This window comes from Psychrobacillus sp. L3 (assembly GCF_042945595.1).
GTDB lineage: Bacteria > Bacillota > Bacilli > Bacillales_A > Planococcaceae > Psychrobacillus.
In genome coordinates this window covers 1,052,004-1,068,795 of the sequence record NZ_CP168493.1, presented here as the reverse complement: position 1 = coordinate 1,068,795, position 16,792 = coordinate 1,052,004, and the positions used below count along the sequence as shown (strand labels likewise).

The 16,792-nt window shown below is 34.9% G+C and carries 13 protein-coding genes and 1 other annotated feature; of the genes, 2 read left to right on the top strand and 11 right to left on the bottom strand.

Annotated elements, in window-relative coordinates; all coding sequences use genetic code 11:
- Window positions 1-263: 263 nt before the first annotated feature.
- From pepF to ACEPXD_RS04925, 10 genes are all read right to left on the bottom strand, one after another.
- Entirely contained in the window at window positions 264-2,084 is a 1,821-nt protein-coding gene (pepF, locus tag ACEPXD_RS04970) for an oligoendopeptidase F (RefSeq protein ID WP_391120505.1), read from the bottom strand.
- Window positions 2,085-2,146: 62 nt separating this feature from the next.
- On the bottom strand, window positions 2,147-3,301 hold the full coding sequence (locus ACEPXD_RS04965) for a competence protein CoiA (protein ID WP_391120503.1): 1,155 nt from the start codon (window positions 3,299-3,301) through the stop codon (window positions 2,147-2,149).
- 117 nt (window positions 3,302-3,418) lie between these two features.
- Complete coding sequence (gene mecA, locus ACEPXD_RS04960; protein WP_391120501.1) at window positions 3,419-4,084, bottom strand: adaptor protein MecA; 666 nt, start codon at window positions 4,082-4,084, stop codon at window positions 3,419-3,421.
- Window positions 4,085-4,386: 302 nt separating this feature from the next.
- Window positions 4,387-4,782: a transcriptional regulator SpxA gene (gene spxA / locus ACEPXD_RS04955; RefSeq protein ID WP_053590237.1), complete on the bottom strand. Its 396-nt coding sequence runs from the start codon at window positions 4,780-4,782 to the stop codon at window positions 4,387-4,389.
- 394 nt (window positions 4,783-5,176) lie between these two features.
- Window positions 5,177-6,382 (bottom strand): putative glycoside hydrolase, encoded by a 1,206-nt coding sequence (locus tag ACEPXD_RS04950; protein ID WP_391120499.1) that lies wholly within the window; start codon window positions 6,380-6,382, stop codon window positions 5,177-5,179.
- A 519-nt stretch (window positions 6,383-6,901) separates the two neighbouring features.
- On the bottom strand, window positions 6,902-7,843 hold the full coding sequence (locus ACEPXD_RS04945; RefSeq protein WP_391120497.1) for an ABC transporter ATP-binding protein: 942 nt from the start codon (window positions 7,841-7,843) through the stop codon (window positions 6,902-6,904).
- Window positions 7,843-8,907, bottom strand: a complete 1,065-nt coding sequence (locus ACEPXD_RS04940) for an ABC transporter ATP-binding protein (RefSeq protein WP_391120495.1) — start codon at window positions 8,905-8,907, stop codon at window positions 7,843-7,845. Before ACEPXD_RS04940 ends, ACEPXD_RS04945 begins: the two co-directional genes overlap by 1 nt.
- A gap of 14 nt (window positions 8,908-8,921) precedes the next feature.
- Window positions 8,922-9,941, bottom strand: coding sequence for an oligopeptide ABC transporter permease (gene opp3C, locus ACEPXD_RS04935; RefSeq protein ID WP_391120493.1), 1,020 nt, complete (start codon window positions 9,939-9,941; stop codon window positions 8,922-8,924).
- The gene (gene opp3b / locus ACEPXD_RS04930; RefSeq protein ID WP_391120491.1) at window positions 9,941-10,873 is read right to left on the bottom strand and encodes an oligopeptide ABC transporter permease; all 933 of its coding nucleotides are present in this window, start codon (window positions 10,871-10,873) and stop codon (window positions 9,941-9,943) included. The genes opp3C and opp3b overlap by 1 nt, the downstream gene beginning before the upstream one ends.
- A 199-nt stretch (window positions 10,874-11,072) precedes the next feature.
- Window positions 11,073-12,785: a peptide ABC transporter substrate-binding protein gene (locus ACEPXD_RS04925; protein WP_391120489.1), complete on the bottom strand. Its 1,713-nt coding sequence runs from the start codon at window positions 12,783-12,785 to the stop codon at window positions 11,073-11,075.
- 235 nt (window positions 12,786-13,020) lie between these two features.
- On the opposite strand from ACEPXD_RS04925, the gene ACEPXD_RS04920 reads away from it, so the two are divergent.
- Window positions 13,021-13,365, top strand: coding sequence for a DUF3899 domain-containing protein (locus tag ACEPXD_RS04920; protein ID WP_391120487.1), 345 nt, complete (start codon window positions 13,021-13,023; stop codon window positions 13,363-13,365).
- Between the two features lie 52 nt (window positions 13,366-13,417).
- Window positions 13,418-13,635, top strand: a binding site (T-box leader).
- A gap of 44 nt (window positions 13,636-13,679) precedes the next feature.
- A complete protein-coding gene (gene trpS, locus ACEPXD_RS04915; RefSeq protein ID WP_391120485.1) occupies window positions 13,680-14,666 on the top strand; it encodes a tryptophan--tRNA ligase in 987 nt (328 codons plus the stop codon).
- A gap of 248 nt (window positions 14,667-14,914) precedes the next feature.
- Here the strand turns inward: trpS and ACEPXD_RS04910 are convergent, their stop codons facing one another.
- Window positions 14,915-16,771: an oligopeptide ABC transporter substrate-binding protein gene (locus ACEPXD_RS04910; RefSeq protein ID WP_391120484.1), complete on the bottom strand. Its 1,857-nt coding sequence runs from the start codon at window positions 16,769-16,771 to the stop codon at window positions 14,915-14,917.
- Window positions 16,772-16,792 lie beyond the last annotated feature (21 nt).

The following is a 16,792-nucleotide window of genomic DNA, read 5'->3' as shown; positions in this document are numbered from 1 at the left end:
AAAAAAAGAAACTGCCCCTTCCTCCGATTGAGGAAAGGGTAGTTTCTATTTACAAAGGGGATGGGAGAAATGTTCACGTTCAAACAAAGGGGTGTATGTTATCTTGTGATTTATTTCACACTCTTACTTTAACATGTCAAATTAAGAAATACAATATATTAGATACTCATTTCACAAAATCGTCATACATAAGACGTCTAACTTTTACTAAATACATTCGTTCCAACAATACAAAAAGTCTGGCAAATGCCAGACCTTCGTTATTATTCTCCTAACAGTAATTGTTCTAGCTCATTTAGTTTTTCTTCAAAGACACGACATGCTTCTTCTATTGGAGCAGCAGTGTTCATATCAACACCAGCTTTTTTCAGTACCTCAATTGGATAATCTGAGCATCCGGCCTTTAAGAATTCATTAATATAACGATCTACTGCTGGTTTACCCTCTGTTAGGATTTGATTGCTAAGTGCTGTTGCAGCACTTAAGCCAGTTGCGTATTGATAAACATAGTAATTGTAATAGAAATGCGGAATTCGCGTCCATTCTAATCCAATTTGCTCATCAATGACAATTTCATCACCGAAGTATTTTTTATTTAACTTATAATATTCCTCTGTTAGCTTATCTGAAGTCAGGGCTTCCCCATCTTGATCAAGCTGATGAATGATATGCTCGAACTCTGCAAACATAGTTTGGCGGAAAACAGTTCCACGGAAACCTTCTAACCAGTAATTTAATAAGTAAATGCGTTTTTTTGGATCTTCAATCGTTTTTAATAAGTAATCATTTAACAAAGCTTCGTTACAAGTTGAAGCGACTTCTGCTACGAAAATGGAATAGTCCCCATATACATAAGGTTGGTTTGCACGAGTATAGTAACTATGCATACTATGCCCAAATTCATGTGCAAGTGTGAAAAGATTATTCACGTTATTTTGCCAGTTCATTAAAATATAAGGGTTTGTTCCATAAGTACCTGATGAGTATGCCCCTGAACGCTTCCCTTTTGTTTCCACAACATCTACCCAACGATCTTGCAAGCCTTTTTTCACAATAGCTACATACTCTTCACCAAGTGGTTCAAAGCTTTTCAGCATTGTTTCACAAGCTTCTTCATAAGTAAATTCCATTTTTACTTCTTTTACAAGTGGTGTATATAAATCCCACATATGAAGTTCCTCAAGACCTAACACTTTTTTACGTAATCCTACGTATTTATGAAGTAAATGAACGTTTTTATTGATAGTTCCTACTAAATTATCATAGACACTTTCTGGAATATGATTTTGTGACATCGCCGCTTCCCGAGCAGATGAATAGTTACGAATTCTGGCATTTACATTATCCCCTTTTACGTTTCCTGTTAAAGTGGATGCAAATGTATTACGGAACTTTCCATACGTATCATACACTGCTTTAAATGCATCTGCGCGAACTCGTCCATCTTCACTTTCTAAAAAGCGAGAATATCTTCCGTGAGTCAGTTGCACTTCATTTCCTTCTTCGTCTTTGATAGATGGAAATTCTAAGTCTGCGTTATTTAACTTACCGAACGTATCCGAAGATGCCCCTGCAATTTCCGAAAACTGTGCAAGTAATGCTTCTTGTTCTTGAGAAAGCACATGAGGACGTTCTTTATTGATCTCTTCAAGTAGTTGACTGTATACTTTTAAATCGTCATTCTTCGTTAAATACTCAATAATGATAACCTCATCAATGGAAAGTATTTCTGGTACAAGAAAAGATAACTCCGTTGAAACCTTTACATAAAGGGATTTAATACGACTCTCCATAGCTTGATACACGCTGTTAGCAGTATCTTGGTCATGGCGCATATGTGCATATGAATATAACTTACGTAAGCGTCCAGTTAGTTCATCCCGATATGTTAAAACTGCTAATAAAGCATCCGCACCATTTCCAATTGTTCCTTGGAAAGAAGCAGCTTTTTGAGATAATGCTGATACTTCTTTAAATTCATTTTCCCATACATCATTTGAAGCGAAAATATCTTCTAATTTCCATGTTAAATGTTGCCCTACTTCTTCTCTTGTTAATATTTTGTTCTTAGTGTCGGTTGTCAAAGTAAACTCCCCTTCCATTTGTTTCGAAATTCGAATCACTTTCTATTTTCTCAATTTTCTAATCAATTTGCAAGAAAATCTCTATATAACAACTCATTCATTTTAGAAAAGTTCATTTTCGACAAATATACTACCGAATCTGACTTAATAACACAAGATTGCAAAAGATGAATATAGGCTTGTACCGCTTTTAATTTTTGACCTTTCGCTGTTGGCCCAATTGAGCGAACATAAAGAAAAGACTCGCAGTGAGCGTCTGTAACTTGATGGATGGAAACATTGATGAAATTCAAATAATCGATCAACTGGATTTGCCATTCGACTGCATGCACATGAAATGCCTCGGCGTATGCTGTTGGAATCCCGATAAACAACGGAAGCTTTTTGGGATATAATTGCCATCTATAACATACACGTAAAAAGGATGATTGTATCCCTTTTTTATTATGGAAATACATATTTTCTAAATGCCTAAAACGCTGATAACGATAGATTTTTAAGTATGTTTCATATTCAATTTTTGAAAGACGTTTAACAAGGGCAAATGGCCATGTTTGATCGTCTACTGGAAGTTTTTTGCTCTTTACAATGAAGGTGTTTGAACGTATATGAAGGATGTTAGATATATAGTGAAAATACTTTGTTTGTGGACAATAAGTGATTATTGTTTTACCATATGTGGGATTTGAGGTGAAAAATTGTTGCCTAAATGCTGATAATTTCATAATTCCTATTTCATGATGGGGAAACTCATGACTTGGTGGAGTTCTTAATATCCATATTGGGAGTATGGAATGATTTTGATATCCTTTAGAGCGCTCATTTATGACAAGAGCTGAAATTGGGCTACATTGAAATTCAATAGCAAACATGGTTTCTTTCCAACTTATTAATATGTCTGGTCGCTGTTTAATGGATGGTAGGAATGGCTCTAATTGTGTTTGGACATGAAGACGCTTAAAAAAATCGTACAACTGAAGTTTTCCATTAAGATGATCTTCCGTTTCTCCTTCTGAAAATGAATAGGAACATTCCGATTTTCTTTTATGAGCAAAATGCGGAATATTAATCATCCCATTTTTTAAAATGACCTTTTCCTGGCATTGTATACATAGAAAAGTAGTAGTATTTTTTATTTCCGATAGTCGTTCTGTGGAATACCTCGCAGGGATAAAAAGATGACCATGCTTCGTAACCGCTGTTAAGATTGTTAACACCTCCTCCCTATAAATGTACGAATTTTCTGTCTAAAAAGCAAGTGCAATTAGTTGAAAAGATAAAAAGAAATAATATGTATTTTTTCAAAATAAAAAAACCTTCTTTTTAAGGAAGGTTTAAAAATGTTTGTTGAGTTCGTTAAATACATCGTTTGCTATAATTTCTTTCCCGTATTCTTGAATAACATGAATTGTCTTGTTAGTACGGCTAGCAAATTCTGATATTATGCTTAAAGTATCTAAGATAGTAACAATTTCATTCATATCAAAGTTGAAATAGATATTTAAATAATATTTATTCTCATAATGATAGAGCGATGACTGTATACTCTTTTTATCTAATTTTTTTGCCAATGGAAGGATATCATCAAAGTTGTCAAAAACAAATGTATAATCCGATGGCAACTCGTCTAAATCATCCATATAATTAGGGAAATCTTCAAACTCATGAGGATCTATAGAATTTGTACCATTTTTGAAAATTTTCCCTGTAATGTCTTCCACTTCAAAACTTGATTCCGATTGATCGTTCCCTTTGGACATTTCCGTTCGGGTGACAATCACTTCCAACCCTTTTTCCATCGCATGAACTTGTATCCATAATGGACCATCTAACTCTTCAAAATGATCATCATCATGAACTTCATCCATCATCTCCCAAAAAAGCTGCTCGCTCTTATCTTTGTTAAACCAAATTTCATCTCGGCTGAAGCCTCTTTCTTCAATGTCGATGTATGAAATGTATACTTTGAAAGTGTTATCATTGATACGCTCGATATCCATTTAACACATCTCCTTTCGCTTCTTACCGTCTCACCTTTTGCAATGTCTACTACTATTGTATGTTGTTTAACAAAAAAAGAAAAGGAATCCTGCTCACCTTTTTATAATAATAACGCGATTATATGAATTGTAAGAAAGTTCGTATGATAAAGCAAGTAAAAATTAAAAAAAACACAAGATATAATCTAGGCTTTGCCTTTGACCATCATGCGTTTCACATAAAAAAGATACACATTTTAACGCCTTTAAAAGAGCTGATTGTTTTTCAAATTTCATTGAAAAACAATCAGCTTAGTTTGCATTTAGTTAACAAGACGTTGTGCTTCCAGTAGTTGGTAAGCACGAACTTTTCTTGGTAAAAATCTACGTATTTCATCTTCGTTATACCCAACTTGTAGGCGTTTTTCATCTAAAATAATTGGTCGACGTAATAACCCTGGATACTCTTGGATTAACTCATATAGTCGTTGAAGTGGAAGACTTTCCACATCGACGTTTAATTTTTGGAATATTTTAGAACGAGTAGATATGATTTCATCTGTCCCGTCTTCAGTCATTCTTAAAATTTCCTTTATTTCACTTATACTAAGTGGTTCAGAAAAAATGTTACGCTCTGTATATGGAATATCATGCTCTTCCAACCACGCTTTTGCTTTTCTACATGAAGTACAACTAGGTGAAGTAAATAATGTTACCATCAATAAAAACACTTCCTTTCAATTAGTCATTGTGTTATATAAAGTAGATTATAATTAGTTTAATGTAATGTTTTACTTTTAAAGTATACACCAATTTTTAGTTATTTAAAATATGTTTAGAAGAAAAAATTTACTATTTAAGAACCCTGTCACAATTCTGAAGAAAATATAAGCTACTCTTGAACTTAAAAGCTAAATAATTCATCTATTCATCTTATACCCATCTCGTTTCTGCTTTAAACATCTTATAACAAATAAATTAGTAACATTCTCAATTAAAAATACAAATTGAAAATGACTGTTCTATTAAATAATACGTTTTCCATGAAATAAAGTTTCATAAAAATAAAAAAAAGACATAAAATTTTTATTTTTATGTCTTTTTTCCTTTAGTTCAAGGTGTATAGTCAACACCAGGTGTATACCTATTTCCAGCATTCCACAGTAAGTATTCGTTTATTCCCGCTTCTTTCAGAGCTTTAATTTGTGCGTCTACTTGCGCTTTGCCATATGTTTGATAATTCCCAGCACCCAAGTAAGAAGCGGTAAAGTCTTGAATCCACGGACGTGAAACAGGTGGATTTTTTAACTCTGCTAATTTAGCATTTTCTACTTTTGCATATTCTTGAACTAAACGGTATGGTTCTAAATCTGGTTTTTTAATACCAAAATAGGATGTCCAGTGACTTGGATAAATCATCGATGAAATGACATCCACATTTTCCGAGATTTTAGAAAAGTTTTGTCCAATGCCTGGTGCCTCTGGAAGTGTTGCAGAATATCCAAATATATCAACTGAAATTTGTGCTCCATACGGTTTCAATTTTTCTCTTGCATAAGCGACAAAATCTGTTACAGCTTGCACACGTCGTTGTACTGGATCAAGCTCAGATGATTCATACTTCCCAAACGAGTACTTAAGAGTATTTTCTCTTTTTTCAAATCCTTCAGGGAAACGAACATAGTCAAATTGTATTTCTTTGAAGCCCATTTTTGCTGCCTCAATGGCTATTTCTACGTTATGATCCCATACCTCTTGTAAAAACGGGTTAACAAAGGCCTCTCCTCGTCTATTTTTCCAAACCGCATCTCCATCGATGAATGACAATTCCGGTTTACTTTCTGCCAGTTCTGTATCTTTAAAAACAACGATCCGCGCAACGGGATAGATTTTCTTTTCCTCCATCACTTTAAGCATTGCACGAGGATCTTTTATGTATGGTTTTCCAATATTATACTTTGCTAAGGAAGATTCCTCATTTGGGACATATGTTAAGTTTCCAAAATCATCTTTAATATCAATTACCATTGCATTTAATTCTGTAGTGTCCATCAATTTCAATAAATCGTTAAACCTGGAACCCCCTGCCGAATGTCCAGTTACATATACTCCTCTTACAGCATCGGGATATTCAAAAGTAAGTCCGGAGTCGTAAACAAATAATTTAGATGAAGAAACGATGGACTCATCTATTGCCACAAAACTGAATTCTTTCGTCGAGAAATTATTGGAAAACAAATTCACCTCAGCAAAAACAGAAATTGGAATTAATAAAGTTGCAAATATACTCAATGAAGCTAACCATTTAATCGAATTCATCTATTAATAATCCTCCCTTTCCCCTACACTTCATCATTTTATCAATTATACCAATTAAAAGAAAGGATAATTCTACTAAGACTTCGAGGTTTAGGAAGTGCACTAAAGAAAAATGCTAGCGTTCTTTATGTGCACCTGGTCTTTTCTATTTCTCGAGTGCTTTGGACTAAACCTCAGCTACACTATCACAGTAGTAATTTGGCTCGTGAGAGTTTAGCTTTCCTATTCTTTTAAAAGCGGACGAAGGTGCAATATCATCCGCTCAGCGCTTCTTTATCAATGGATACTATCTATTTTTTCAGCTTTCACTTGCCCTATTGATAAACAATGGAAAGTACCTGTTGATTATTTCGCAGAAGTATACTTTCTTTCTTTATAGGAAGCTGTTTAATTCTTGCCCCCTGGTAAGCGTCCATCTATAGCGGAAAATAACCTGTTCGCGGAAATTTATATAGTTTCTTTTTCTTCAAAAAAAAACGGTCATTCAATTAAGAATGACCGTTTTTTTCTTACTTTTTGTTAAAGACGAGACTGTGAAATAGCCTTCATCGTTTCAAATTCTTTTTCTGAGCAATAAACAAAATGCCCTGGTGTTACTTCACGCATTGCTATTTCTTCACCTGTTTGATAATTATGAGAAGCCGGATCGTAAGATTTACGAACACGAGTACGTTCATAATTTGGATCAGGAAGCGGAATTGCAGATAATAGTGACTGCGTATAAGGATGTAGCGGATTATTGTATAAATCATCTGCAGGTGCAAGCTCTACCAATTTCCCAAAATACATAACTCCAATACGGTCAGAGATATATTTTACCATCGATAAATCATGCGCAATGAATAAATACGTTAATCCTTTTTCCTTTTGTAATTCTTTTAATAAGTTTACAACCTGTGCTTGAATCGAAACGTCCAATGCAGAAATTGGCTCATCCGCAATAATAAATTCAGGATTTACCGCAAGTGCTCTTGCAATACCTAAACGTTGACGTTGCCCCCCTGAAAACTCATGTGCATATCGATCCGCATGTTCACGATTTAAACCAACTGTTTCTAATAGCTCAACCACGCGTTCTTTTCGTTCTTTCGGATTTTTTACAAGTCCATGAATATCTAGTCCTTCTGCAATGATATCCAATACTTTCATACGTGGATTCAAAGAAGCATACGGATCTTGGAATATCATTTGCATTTTACGATTGAAAATTTTTAAATCTTTTTTAGATTTTTTGTCATGTACGTTGACACCATCATATATTACTTCGCCATCTGTAGCATCGTAAAGTCGAATGATTGAACGGCCTGTTGTTGATTTACCACAACCTGATTCACCAACGATACCTAATGTCTCACCTCTATAAATATCAAAGCTTACATCATCTACGGCGCGAACTTCATTTGGCTTACCTTGATTGAAATATTGTTTTAAATTTTTAATTTCTAGTAATTTTTCAGCCATTAGTAAGCACCTCCTTCCGGTCCATCATAATAACGACTTCCTGGAAATTTTTTCATTCGTTCGATTACAGAAACTGGAGGCTCTACTTGAGGAGCGTCCGGATGTAATAACCAAGTTGCTGCATAATGAGTATCACTAACTTTAAAGAAAGGTGGAGCCTCTTCTAAATCTATTTTAAGTGCATATTCACTACGTAATGCAAAAGCATCCCCTTTTGGTGGAGACAATAAATCTGGTGGTGTACCTGGAATTGCATACAACTTTTCTTCTTCCACATCTAGTGAAGGCATTGAACTTAATAAACCCCAAGTATATGGATGTTGTGGATTATAGAAAATTTCATCTACTGTACCAATTTCCACAATTCGTCCACCATACATGACGGCTACTCGGTCTGCTACGTTTGCTACAACACCAAGATCATGTGTAATAAAGATAATCGACGTATCGATTTTCTTCTGGAGATCCTTCATTAATTCTAAAATTTGTGCTTGAATTGTCACGTCAAGTGCTGTTGTTGGCTCATCTGCAATAAGAATTTGCGGATTACACGCAAGTGCAATTGCAATTACAATACGTTGGCGTTGGCCACCAGAGAATTGATGTGGATATTGCTTAATACGTGCTTCCGGTTTTGGCATACCAACTAAACGTAGTAAATCGACAGCTACTTTTCGAGCTTCTGCTTTACTAACTTTTCGGTGTTTCAAAATAGGCTCCATAATTTGCTTGCCTATTGTCATGGTTGGATTTAAAGATGTCATTGGATCTTGGAAGATCATCGAAATATCTTTCCCGCGGATCTTCTGCATTTCTTTATCAGTTAGCTTTGTTAAATCTTTTCCATTAAATAAAATTTGACCGCTTTTAAACTCTGAGCTATGTTCAGGTAACAATCGCATAATTGACTTCGACGTAACTGACTTACCAGAACCAGACTCTCCAACAATTGCAAGGGTTTCTCCTTTTAATAAGTCGAAATTTACCCCACGAATAGCTTTAACTTCTCCTGCAAAAGTATGGAAGGAAAGCTCTAGGTCTTTAACTTCTAATATTTTTTCCATTTGGCTTTCCCCCTTTAGTCTTTCATCTTAGGATCAAATGCATCACGTAATCCATCACCTAATAAGTTAAATGCAATCATTAGTAAACTTAAAATAATCGAAGGAAACAATAAAACATGTGGTTGGAATTGAATGAGACTGTATCCGTCATTAATAAGTGTACCTAATGATGCAGTTGGTGGCTGTAGGCCTAATCCAATAAAACTTAGAAAGGCTTCAAAGAAAATTGCACTTGGTATGGTGAACATCGTGTTAATAATAATAATCCCAATAATATTAGGTAAAATATGTTTTGAAATGATTCGTCCATTACTTGCACCTAAAGTTCGAGATGCTAGAACAAATTCCTGATTTTTAAATTTTAATACTTGACCACGTACAACCCGTGACATACCAATCCATCCAGTAATCGTAATTGCAATAATAATCGCCGTAAGTCCTGGTTCCATGAAAAGAATCATCAGGATTACAATTACTAGAGTCGGGATACCGTAAAGAATTTCAACAATACGTTGCATAATATCATCCACACGACCACCGTAAAATCCAGATATTCCTCCGTAAGCAACACCAATAAGCATATCGATTAAAGCTGCCACAAATGCAATAAATAATGAAATTTGAGTACCTTTCCAAACACGTGAGAACATATCACGCCCTAGACCATCTGTACCAAACCAATAATACGTATCTACTTTTTTCATTTTATATAAATCGACTTCTTTTCCACCTAATTTTCCAACACCATCAAATATTCCAAGTTTTTCAAGTCCCGGAACTTTTGGAGGCAAGTTAGCATGGGTAATTGTTTGGGTTTCAGCATCATGTGGACCTATCATTGGTCCGACAAAAGCCATGATGATGATAAATGCCAAAATGAACACACTTACGATTGCAGCTTTATTTTTACGAATACGCAACCAAGCATCTTGCCAAAAACTCATGCTAGGTTTAGAAATTCGCTCTGCATGGGTACTATCAATGTGAATTCTTTCAAATGAATCAGTAGGTAAATTTTTTGTATCTTTACTCATTAATTACTACCTCCTGACAAACGTATACGTGGATCGATTATTCCATAAAGAATATCTACTACGAATATTATAACAATTAAGAACGCAGAGAAGAACAAAGTTGTACCCATGATAATAGAGAAGTCATTAGAGACGATCGATTTAACAAATTGCTCACCAATACCTGGGATTGCAAATATTTTTTCAATTACAAGCGATCCTGTAACTAATCCGGCTGCTAAAGGCCCTAAAACTGTTACAAGAGGTATTAGAGCATTACGGAAAGCATGCTTAAATGCCACTTCAAATCCACTTGCCCCTTTAGATTTTGCTAGTGTAATGTAATCTGAGCTTAACACGTCTATCATTTCTGTTCGAATAAAACGAGATGCTGTAGCGAGTGGACCCATTGCTAATGCTATGGAAGGGAGCACGCTGGACATCCAACCGTCTTTCCATAACGCTACAGGGAATAAATCCAATTTTACTGCAAGCCAATATTGAAGCATTGTTGCAAAAACAAAAGATGGAATAGAGATACCAATGATAGCTATAAGTGTACTACCATAATCCCAAATCGTATTTTGCCTTAAGGCAGCAATCATCCCTAACAAGATACCAATCGCAACACCTAATATTAATCCTTGAGATCCAATTAGAAAAGAAGGTCCCATACGTTTTACAATTAAGTCTGTCACACTCGCATTCTTGAATTGGAATGAGTTACCTAAATCACCTTTTGCTAAGTTAATCATGTATTTACCATATTGAACTGCTACCGGCTGATCTAATCCATATTTCGCTTCCACCATCGCAAGTTGGGAAGGGGATAGTTTTGGAGCTGAGCTAATCGGGGACCCTGGAAGCGCCTTCATTAAGAAAAATGTTGCTGTTGCAATCAGGAAAAAGGTTATAAACATATAAATGACACGTCGAATAATATATTTCGCCATCTTTGCACCTCCTAAATAAAATATGTTCTATCAAATTATTTTAATCTATCTATATCTAAACAGAAAAGCTTAGTAATTGTCAAAACCAAAAATTATAAATAAAATATTTAGTAAATTCTGCTTCATTTAAAAAGAGAGTATATGGCCCCAGTGGATACCATATACTCTCTACCTATGAGATTTTTAGGACTTGATACGCTTATTTTTTACCTTCGATGTAAGCCCATTTGAAGCTATAGTCTCCACCGAATGGGTGTGCAATAATACCTTTTACATATGGTTTTACAAGAAGTAATTTACCACGTTGATAAATAGGTGCAATAGCATGATCTTGTTCAACGATGATTTTTTCTGCTTTAGCCATTGCTTCCCAACGTTTTTCAGGATCAAGTGCTAATGAACCATTGATATCTTTTAATAATTGATCATATTCAGGATTTGAATATGACATTTGGTTATTTCCACCTTTAGTTTCCCATAAGCTTAAGAATGAGAATGGATCTTGATAGTCAGGACCCCATCCAGCAACTTGAATATCATAATCTTGTTTTGTATCAAGATCAAGACGAACTGAGAAAGGTACTTCTTTAAGTGAAACTTTTAATCCAGGCAAGTTAGTTTCTAATTGATTTTTTAAATACTCATCCATCTTTTTAGCAGTTTCAGTGTCTCCACCAAGAACTTCTAAAGAAAGATCTTTCACACCTAATTCAGCTAAACCTTTTTCCCATGCTGCTTGTGCTTCTTCTACATTGAATGTAGACATATCTCCGTTTACATCACGGAAGTCATTACCGTCTGCATCAAATGAGAAATCCTTTGGAATCATGAAATTAGCTGGAAAAGAACCATTAGCTAAAACAACTGATGTTAAATCCTCTTTGTTAAAAGCCTTTGAAATAGCTTCACGAATGTTAATGTTTGCTAATGGCGATTTTTTGCCAAGACGCTCTTGGTTAAATTTGAACCAATAAACAGCTGTGTCTGCTTCAACTTGTGTTTCTGGATCATCAGCATATTGCAGTGCAAAATCCCCAGAAAGGGCAACTTTATCTATATCGCCTTGAGTATAAAGGTTAACTGCAGTAGCAACTTCTTTTATTACGTCATAATTAACTTCTGTAAGTTTCACAGTATCTTTATCCCAGTACTGATCATTTTTAACAAGCTTCCAAGTTAAACCAGTTCCATCCCAATTAGTAAGTGTAAATGGACCGTTGTAAAGTAATGATTCTGAATTTTTCGCATAGTTATCACCTTGTGCTTTAACAAATTCTTCTTTAAGTGGATAGTATGTTCCAAATGACATTAATGATAAGAAGTAAGGAATTGGTTTTTCAAGTGTTACTTCTAAAGTCTTTTCATCAAGAGCTTTTACACCAAGTTCATTGAAATCAACTTTTCCTTCAGAAATATCAGTAGCATTTTTAAGAACACCATTCATCATGTATGGACCATATTCAGATGCTGTATCTGGGTTCATAGCACGTTTCCAAGCATATTCAAAATCATTCGCTGTAATAGGAGAACCATCAGACCAGTTCGCATCACGGATTTTAAATGTGTAAACTAATCCGTCTTCTGAAATAGTAGGTTCACCATCAGAAATTGCAGGAATTGCAACGTTTTCTTCATTCAAACGATATAATCCTTCGCCGATGTTGTTAAGAACTTCAAAACCAACAGCGTCAGTTACTAAAGATGTATCCAGAGTTGGAATTTCTGCAGTCTGAATTATATTAAGAACTTGGTCTTCATCAGGAGCCGCTACCTCTTCTGTTGTTTTTGGATCTTCTTTTTCTTTTTCTTTTTCTGTAGTTTTAGTACCTTCTTCTTTACCGCCACATGCAGCAAGGAAAAGACTAAGAACTAACATAAAGCTAAAAAGCCATAAAAATTTGCTTTTTTTCAAAATAATTACCCCCTTTAAATTTTCAGACAAATTCATTACAATACTTATTATACATTTTCCTCATAACTTGTACAGGTTTTTTACTATAATTTTTACAATGTTATAACAAAATCATTACATTGTCCTAACAATTGTGAATCTTTGGAAAGGGTTTTTTATTCTTTTTACAATTATTAACTAAAATTTTGATTATTTATTTCCTATCTTTTATAATCTATTCTTGTAGAGGTGAAATATGAAAACAAAAATTATTTATTTTTTAAGTTTACAACTCATCATTTTCGTACTAATGTTTTTATTTTATGGAAAAATAAACCTAATTTCATATGCTAATATGTCGTTCTATGCAGGAGGATTAATTACGTTCTTCGGTTTAATGTCTTATGTTGTTGCTGGAGGTTTTTTTGACTTTTTCACAGAAAGTTCTAGAAAGGTTTTTACGCCTAAGCGTATGAGAAAAGAAGCGAGTAAAATGCGATTGCCTTCCGAAGTCTTTTCTTTTTCATATAAGCCGATTATTGCTTTAGGATTATCTAGTTTGCTTTGTATGTGTATAGCATTGTTTGTTTATTATAGTTAAGTTTTCAGCTTGATTTTTGAGTTTCTTCTATACTATAATGTTCAAAACAATACAAAATGCTTTGACGGAGAGAAGTATATTTGAATTTGTATGTGTAGAGAGTCTGTGGTTGGTGCAAACAGATCATACAGTCAAATAGAATGGACTTTTGAGCAGTATATGTGAACCTGAAGTAGCATATACCGTCCCCTTCACGTTACGAAGAAGAGTGGCTAAATTACTTTTAGCAAACTGGGTGGTACCACGGATTATACATCATTCGTCCCTTTTTATAGGGATGTATGATGTTTTTTTATTTTTAAGGAGGAAAAAAGATGAAGAAAATATTTTCAGGTGTCCAACCAACAGGAACTATCACGCTCGGGAATTATATTGGTGCTTTTAGACAGTTTATAACTCTGCAAAATAACTATAATTGTATATTTTGTATTGTCGATCAGCATGCCATTACAGTTCCACAAGATCCACAGGAGCTAAGTAAACATATTCGTTCACTTGCTGCTTTATATCTTGCAGTAGGTATTGATCCAGAAAAATCTACTCTATTTATTCAATCAGAAGTACCCGCACACGCACAGGCTGGTTGGATTATGCAAAGTGTGTCTTATATTGGCGAACTAGAAAGAATGACACAGTTTAAAGACAAATCTGACGGAAAAGATGCAGTTTCGGCTGCTTTACTAACATACCCTCCATTAATGGCTGCTGATATTCTTTTGTACCAAACTGATATCGTTCCAGTTGGAGACGACCAAAAACAACATGTTGAGTTAACACGCGATTTAGCAGAAAGATTTAATAAGCGCTACGGAGAAGTCCTTACTATTCCTGAAATCCAACTTCCTAAAAGTGGAGCTCGAATTAAATCACTTCAAGATCCTCTAAAGAAGATGAGTAAATCCGATCCGAACTTAAAAGCAACCATCCGTATTCTAGACACACCAAAAGAAATTGAGAAGAAGATTAAAAGCTCTGTAACGGATTCTGAAGGCGTTGTTGCTTATGATCCGGAAAAAAAACCTGGAGTTTCCAATTTACTAACGATCGAAGCAGCATTAACCAACGTATCGATCGAATCGCTTGTACAAAAGTACGAAGGAAAAGGATACGGTGATTTTAAAGCATCAGTAGCTCAAGTGATAAATGATCACTTTGCACCAATCCAAGCTCGTTATGAACAATTATTCCATTCTACAGAGTTGGATGACATTTTAGATCGAGGGGCAGAAAAAGCGAATGTGCTCGCACAACAAACCTTGTCTAAGATGGAAGCCGCAATGGGCCTCGGAAGAAGACGATAACCGATAAAGAAAAAAGTGATAAACAGAACAAAACAAATTCATTTGAACTTAGTATAAACAGAGCTAAAGCGCTCCAAGAGTGTCCTAATGCTAAATAGTTTAAATATAGTACTAAATGAGAACAACTGATTACCGCTAATCCATAACTGATTAAAAAGAGTAAAAGTCTAATATGTATCACATCCTTCTTAAACCATATGAAAAACCGTTCCTAAACTTTCGTCTAGGAACGGTTTTTTATTTTTAAATTATTTTGAAGATTTAACTGCAGAATCAGATACTAATTCAACGTCTTGTAAGTTAGAGTAAGATTCATTTGAATAGTCTATATTCCAGTTTTTAACTCGTTTATTAACTGGAACCAATTCGTAACGATACATAGTTGGAATTACAGGAGCTTCTTCAGCCATGTATTCTTGCCACGCACGGAATTGTCCAGCACGGTAATCAGCATCAAATGCATCCGGAGAGTCAATATTTGCTAATGTTTTCTCTAAGAAATCTGATGAGAAACGGCTAAAGTTGTATTGTGCCGATTTAGAGTATAAGCCCATTGGTGATGGATCTGTACCTGTTCCCCATGCAGCCATGAAAATATCAATTTCTGGGTCATCCGCTTGTACTTTATCGTAGAAGCTGTTGAACTCAATTGTACGACCTGTTGTTAACGTTACATTTAAACCAACGTCTTTCCAGTTTTGTAAATAGAATTGCGTAATATCTTCAGCGATATCGTCACCCGCCATTGTAGCGAATTTAATTTCGAAAGGTTTTCCTTCTTTATCTTCACGAATTCCATCGCCATTAGTATCCTTATAGCCAGCTTCATCTAGTAATGCCTTCGCTTTGTCAGGATCAAACGTATATCCTTCTATAGATGAATCATAGAAAGATGCGAAAACTGGTGGGATTAAAGAGTTAGCACGTTCACGTAATCCATTATAGAATACTTCTGCCACTTGCTCTACATCAATTGCATAGCCCATTGCTTGACGTAATTTCACGTCACCCATTTTGGAACCTGCAAGATCTGTAATTACTTCGCCTTTATCGTTATCATATTTACCTAATTTGAATCCAAGGTAAGCATAGTAAAGTTCTTGACGCCCTAGAATGTCAATATTGTCAAAGTCTTTTACTTCTTCCATTTTAGAAGCGCTAAAGCTTGATGCAATATCATATTCGCCTTGTCCAATTGCAACTGAAATTGAGCTTGTTGGTACAACTTTCACTAAAACACCATCAAGTTTTGGTTTACCTTTCCAGTAGTTTTCGTTTGCTACGAATTGTACTGATTCACCTGGTACGATTTTGTCAAATTTAAACGCGCCTAAAGTTACAGGGTTTTTACGAACCGCATCCGATTCTACTAAATCTGCCATTTTAATATCTTTTAGAATATGACTCGGTGCAGCATAAGTCCAAATTCCATCTCCACCACTAAAGATTGCTGGTGAAATTTGTTTTAATGACATTTCTAAAGTTGTTTCATCAACTTTTACTAAACCAGAGATTGAATCTGCTTTACCATCATGGTACTCTTCAGCACCAACAATGTTTTGGAAATTGGCGTCATAACGAACACCTGTATATTCTTTGCTTCCAATGATTAAATAAGGATAAATAACGTCTTCAATCTTCAATGGTTCACCGTCAGACCATTTAACACCATCGCGGATTTTGATTGTAACTTTGTTATTAGCTTGATCTACAGTCATACTTGCAATTCCTGAATCATCTAATAAAAAGTCTCCATCTGTTCCAAAAAGAGAGTTACTTGAAAAAGCCATAATATCAGAATCATAAGCATCTTCATATAATTCTGCTGAGAAAATACCTTGGAATGGCTCATCCTTTGCCATTGCCACTTTTAAAATACCGCCTGAAATTGCATCACCATCATTCGTTACTTCTAATGGGAATAATGCTGAATCATCTGCTACTTCCTCCGCAGGTTCTTCTTTATTACCTTCTTCTTTATTACCTTCTTCTTTTTTGACTTCATCAGTACCTTTTGCCGGCTCATCAGTATCCTTGTTACATGCACCAAGTACCAGCATGAAAGCTATAAGTACTGCAAATAATGTCCAAAGCTTTTTATTCATTTCTATTTCCTCCTTTTTATT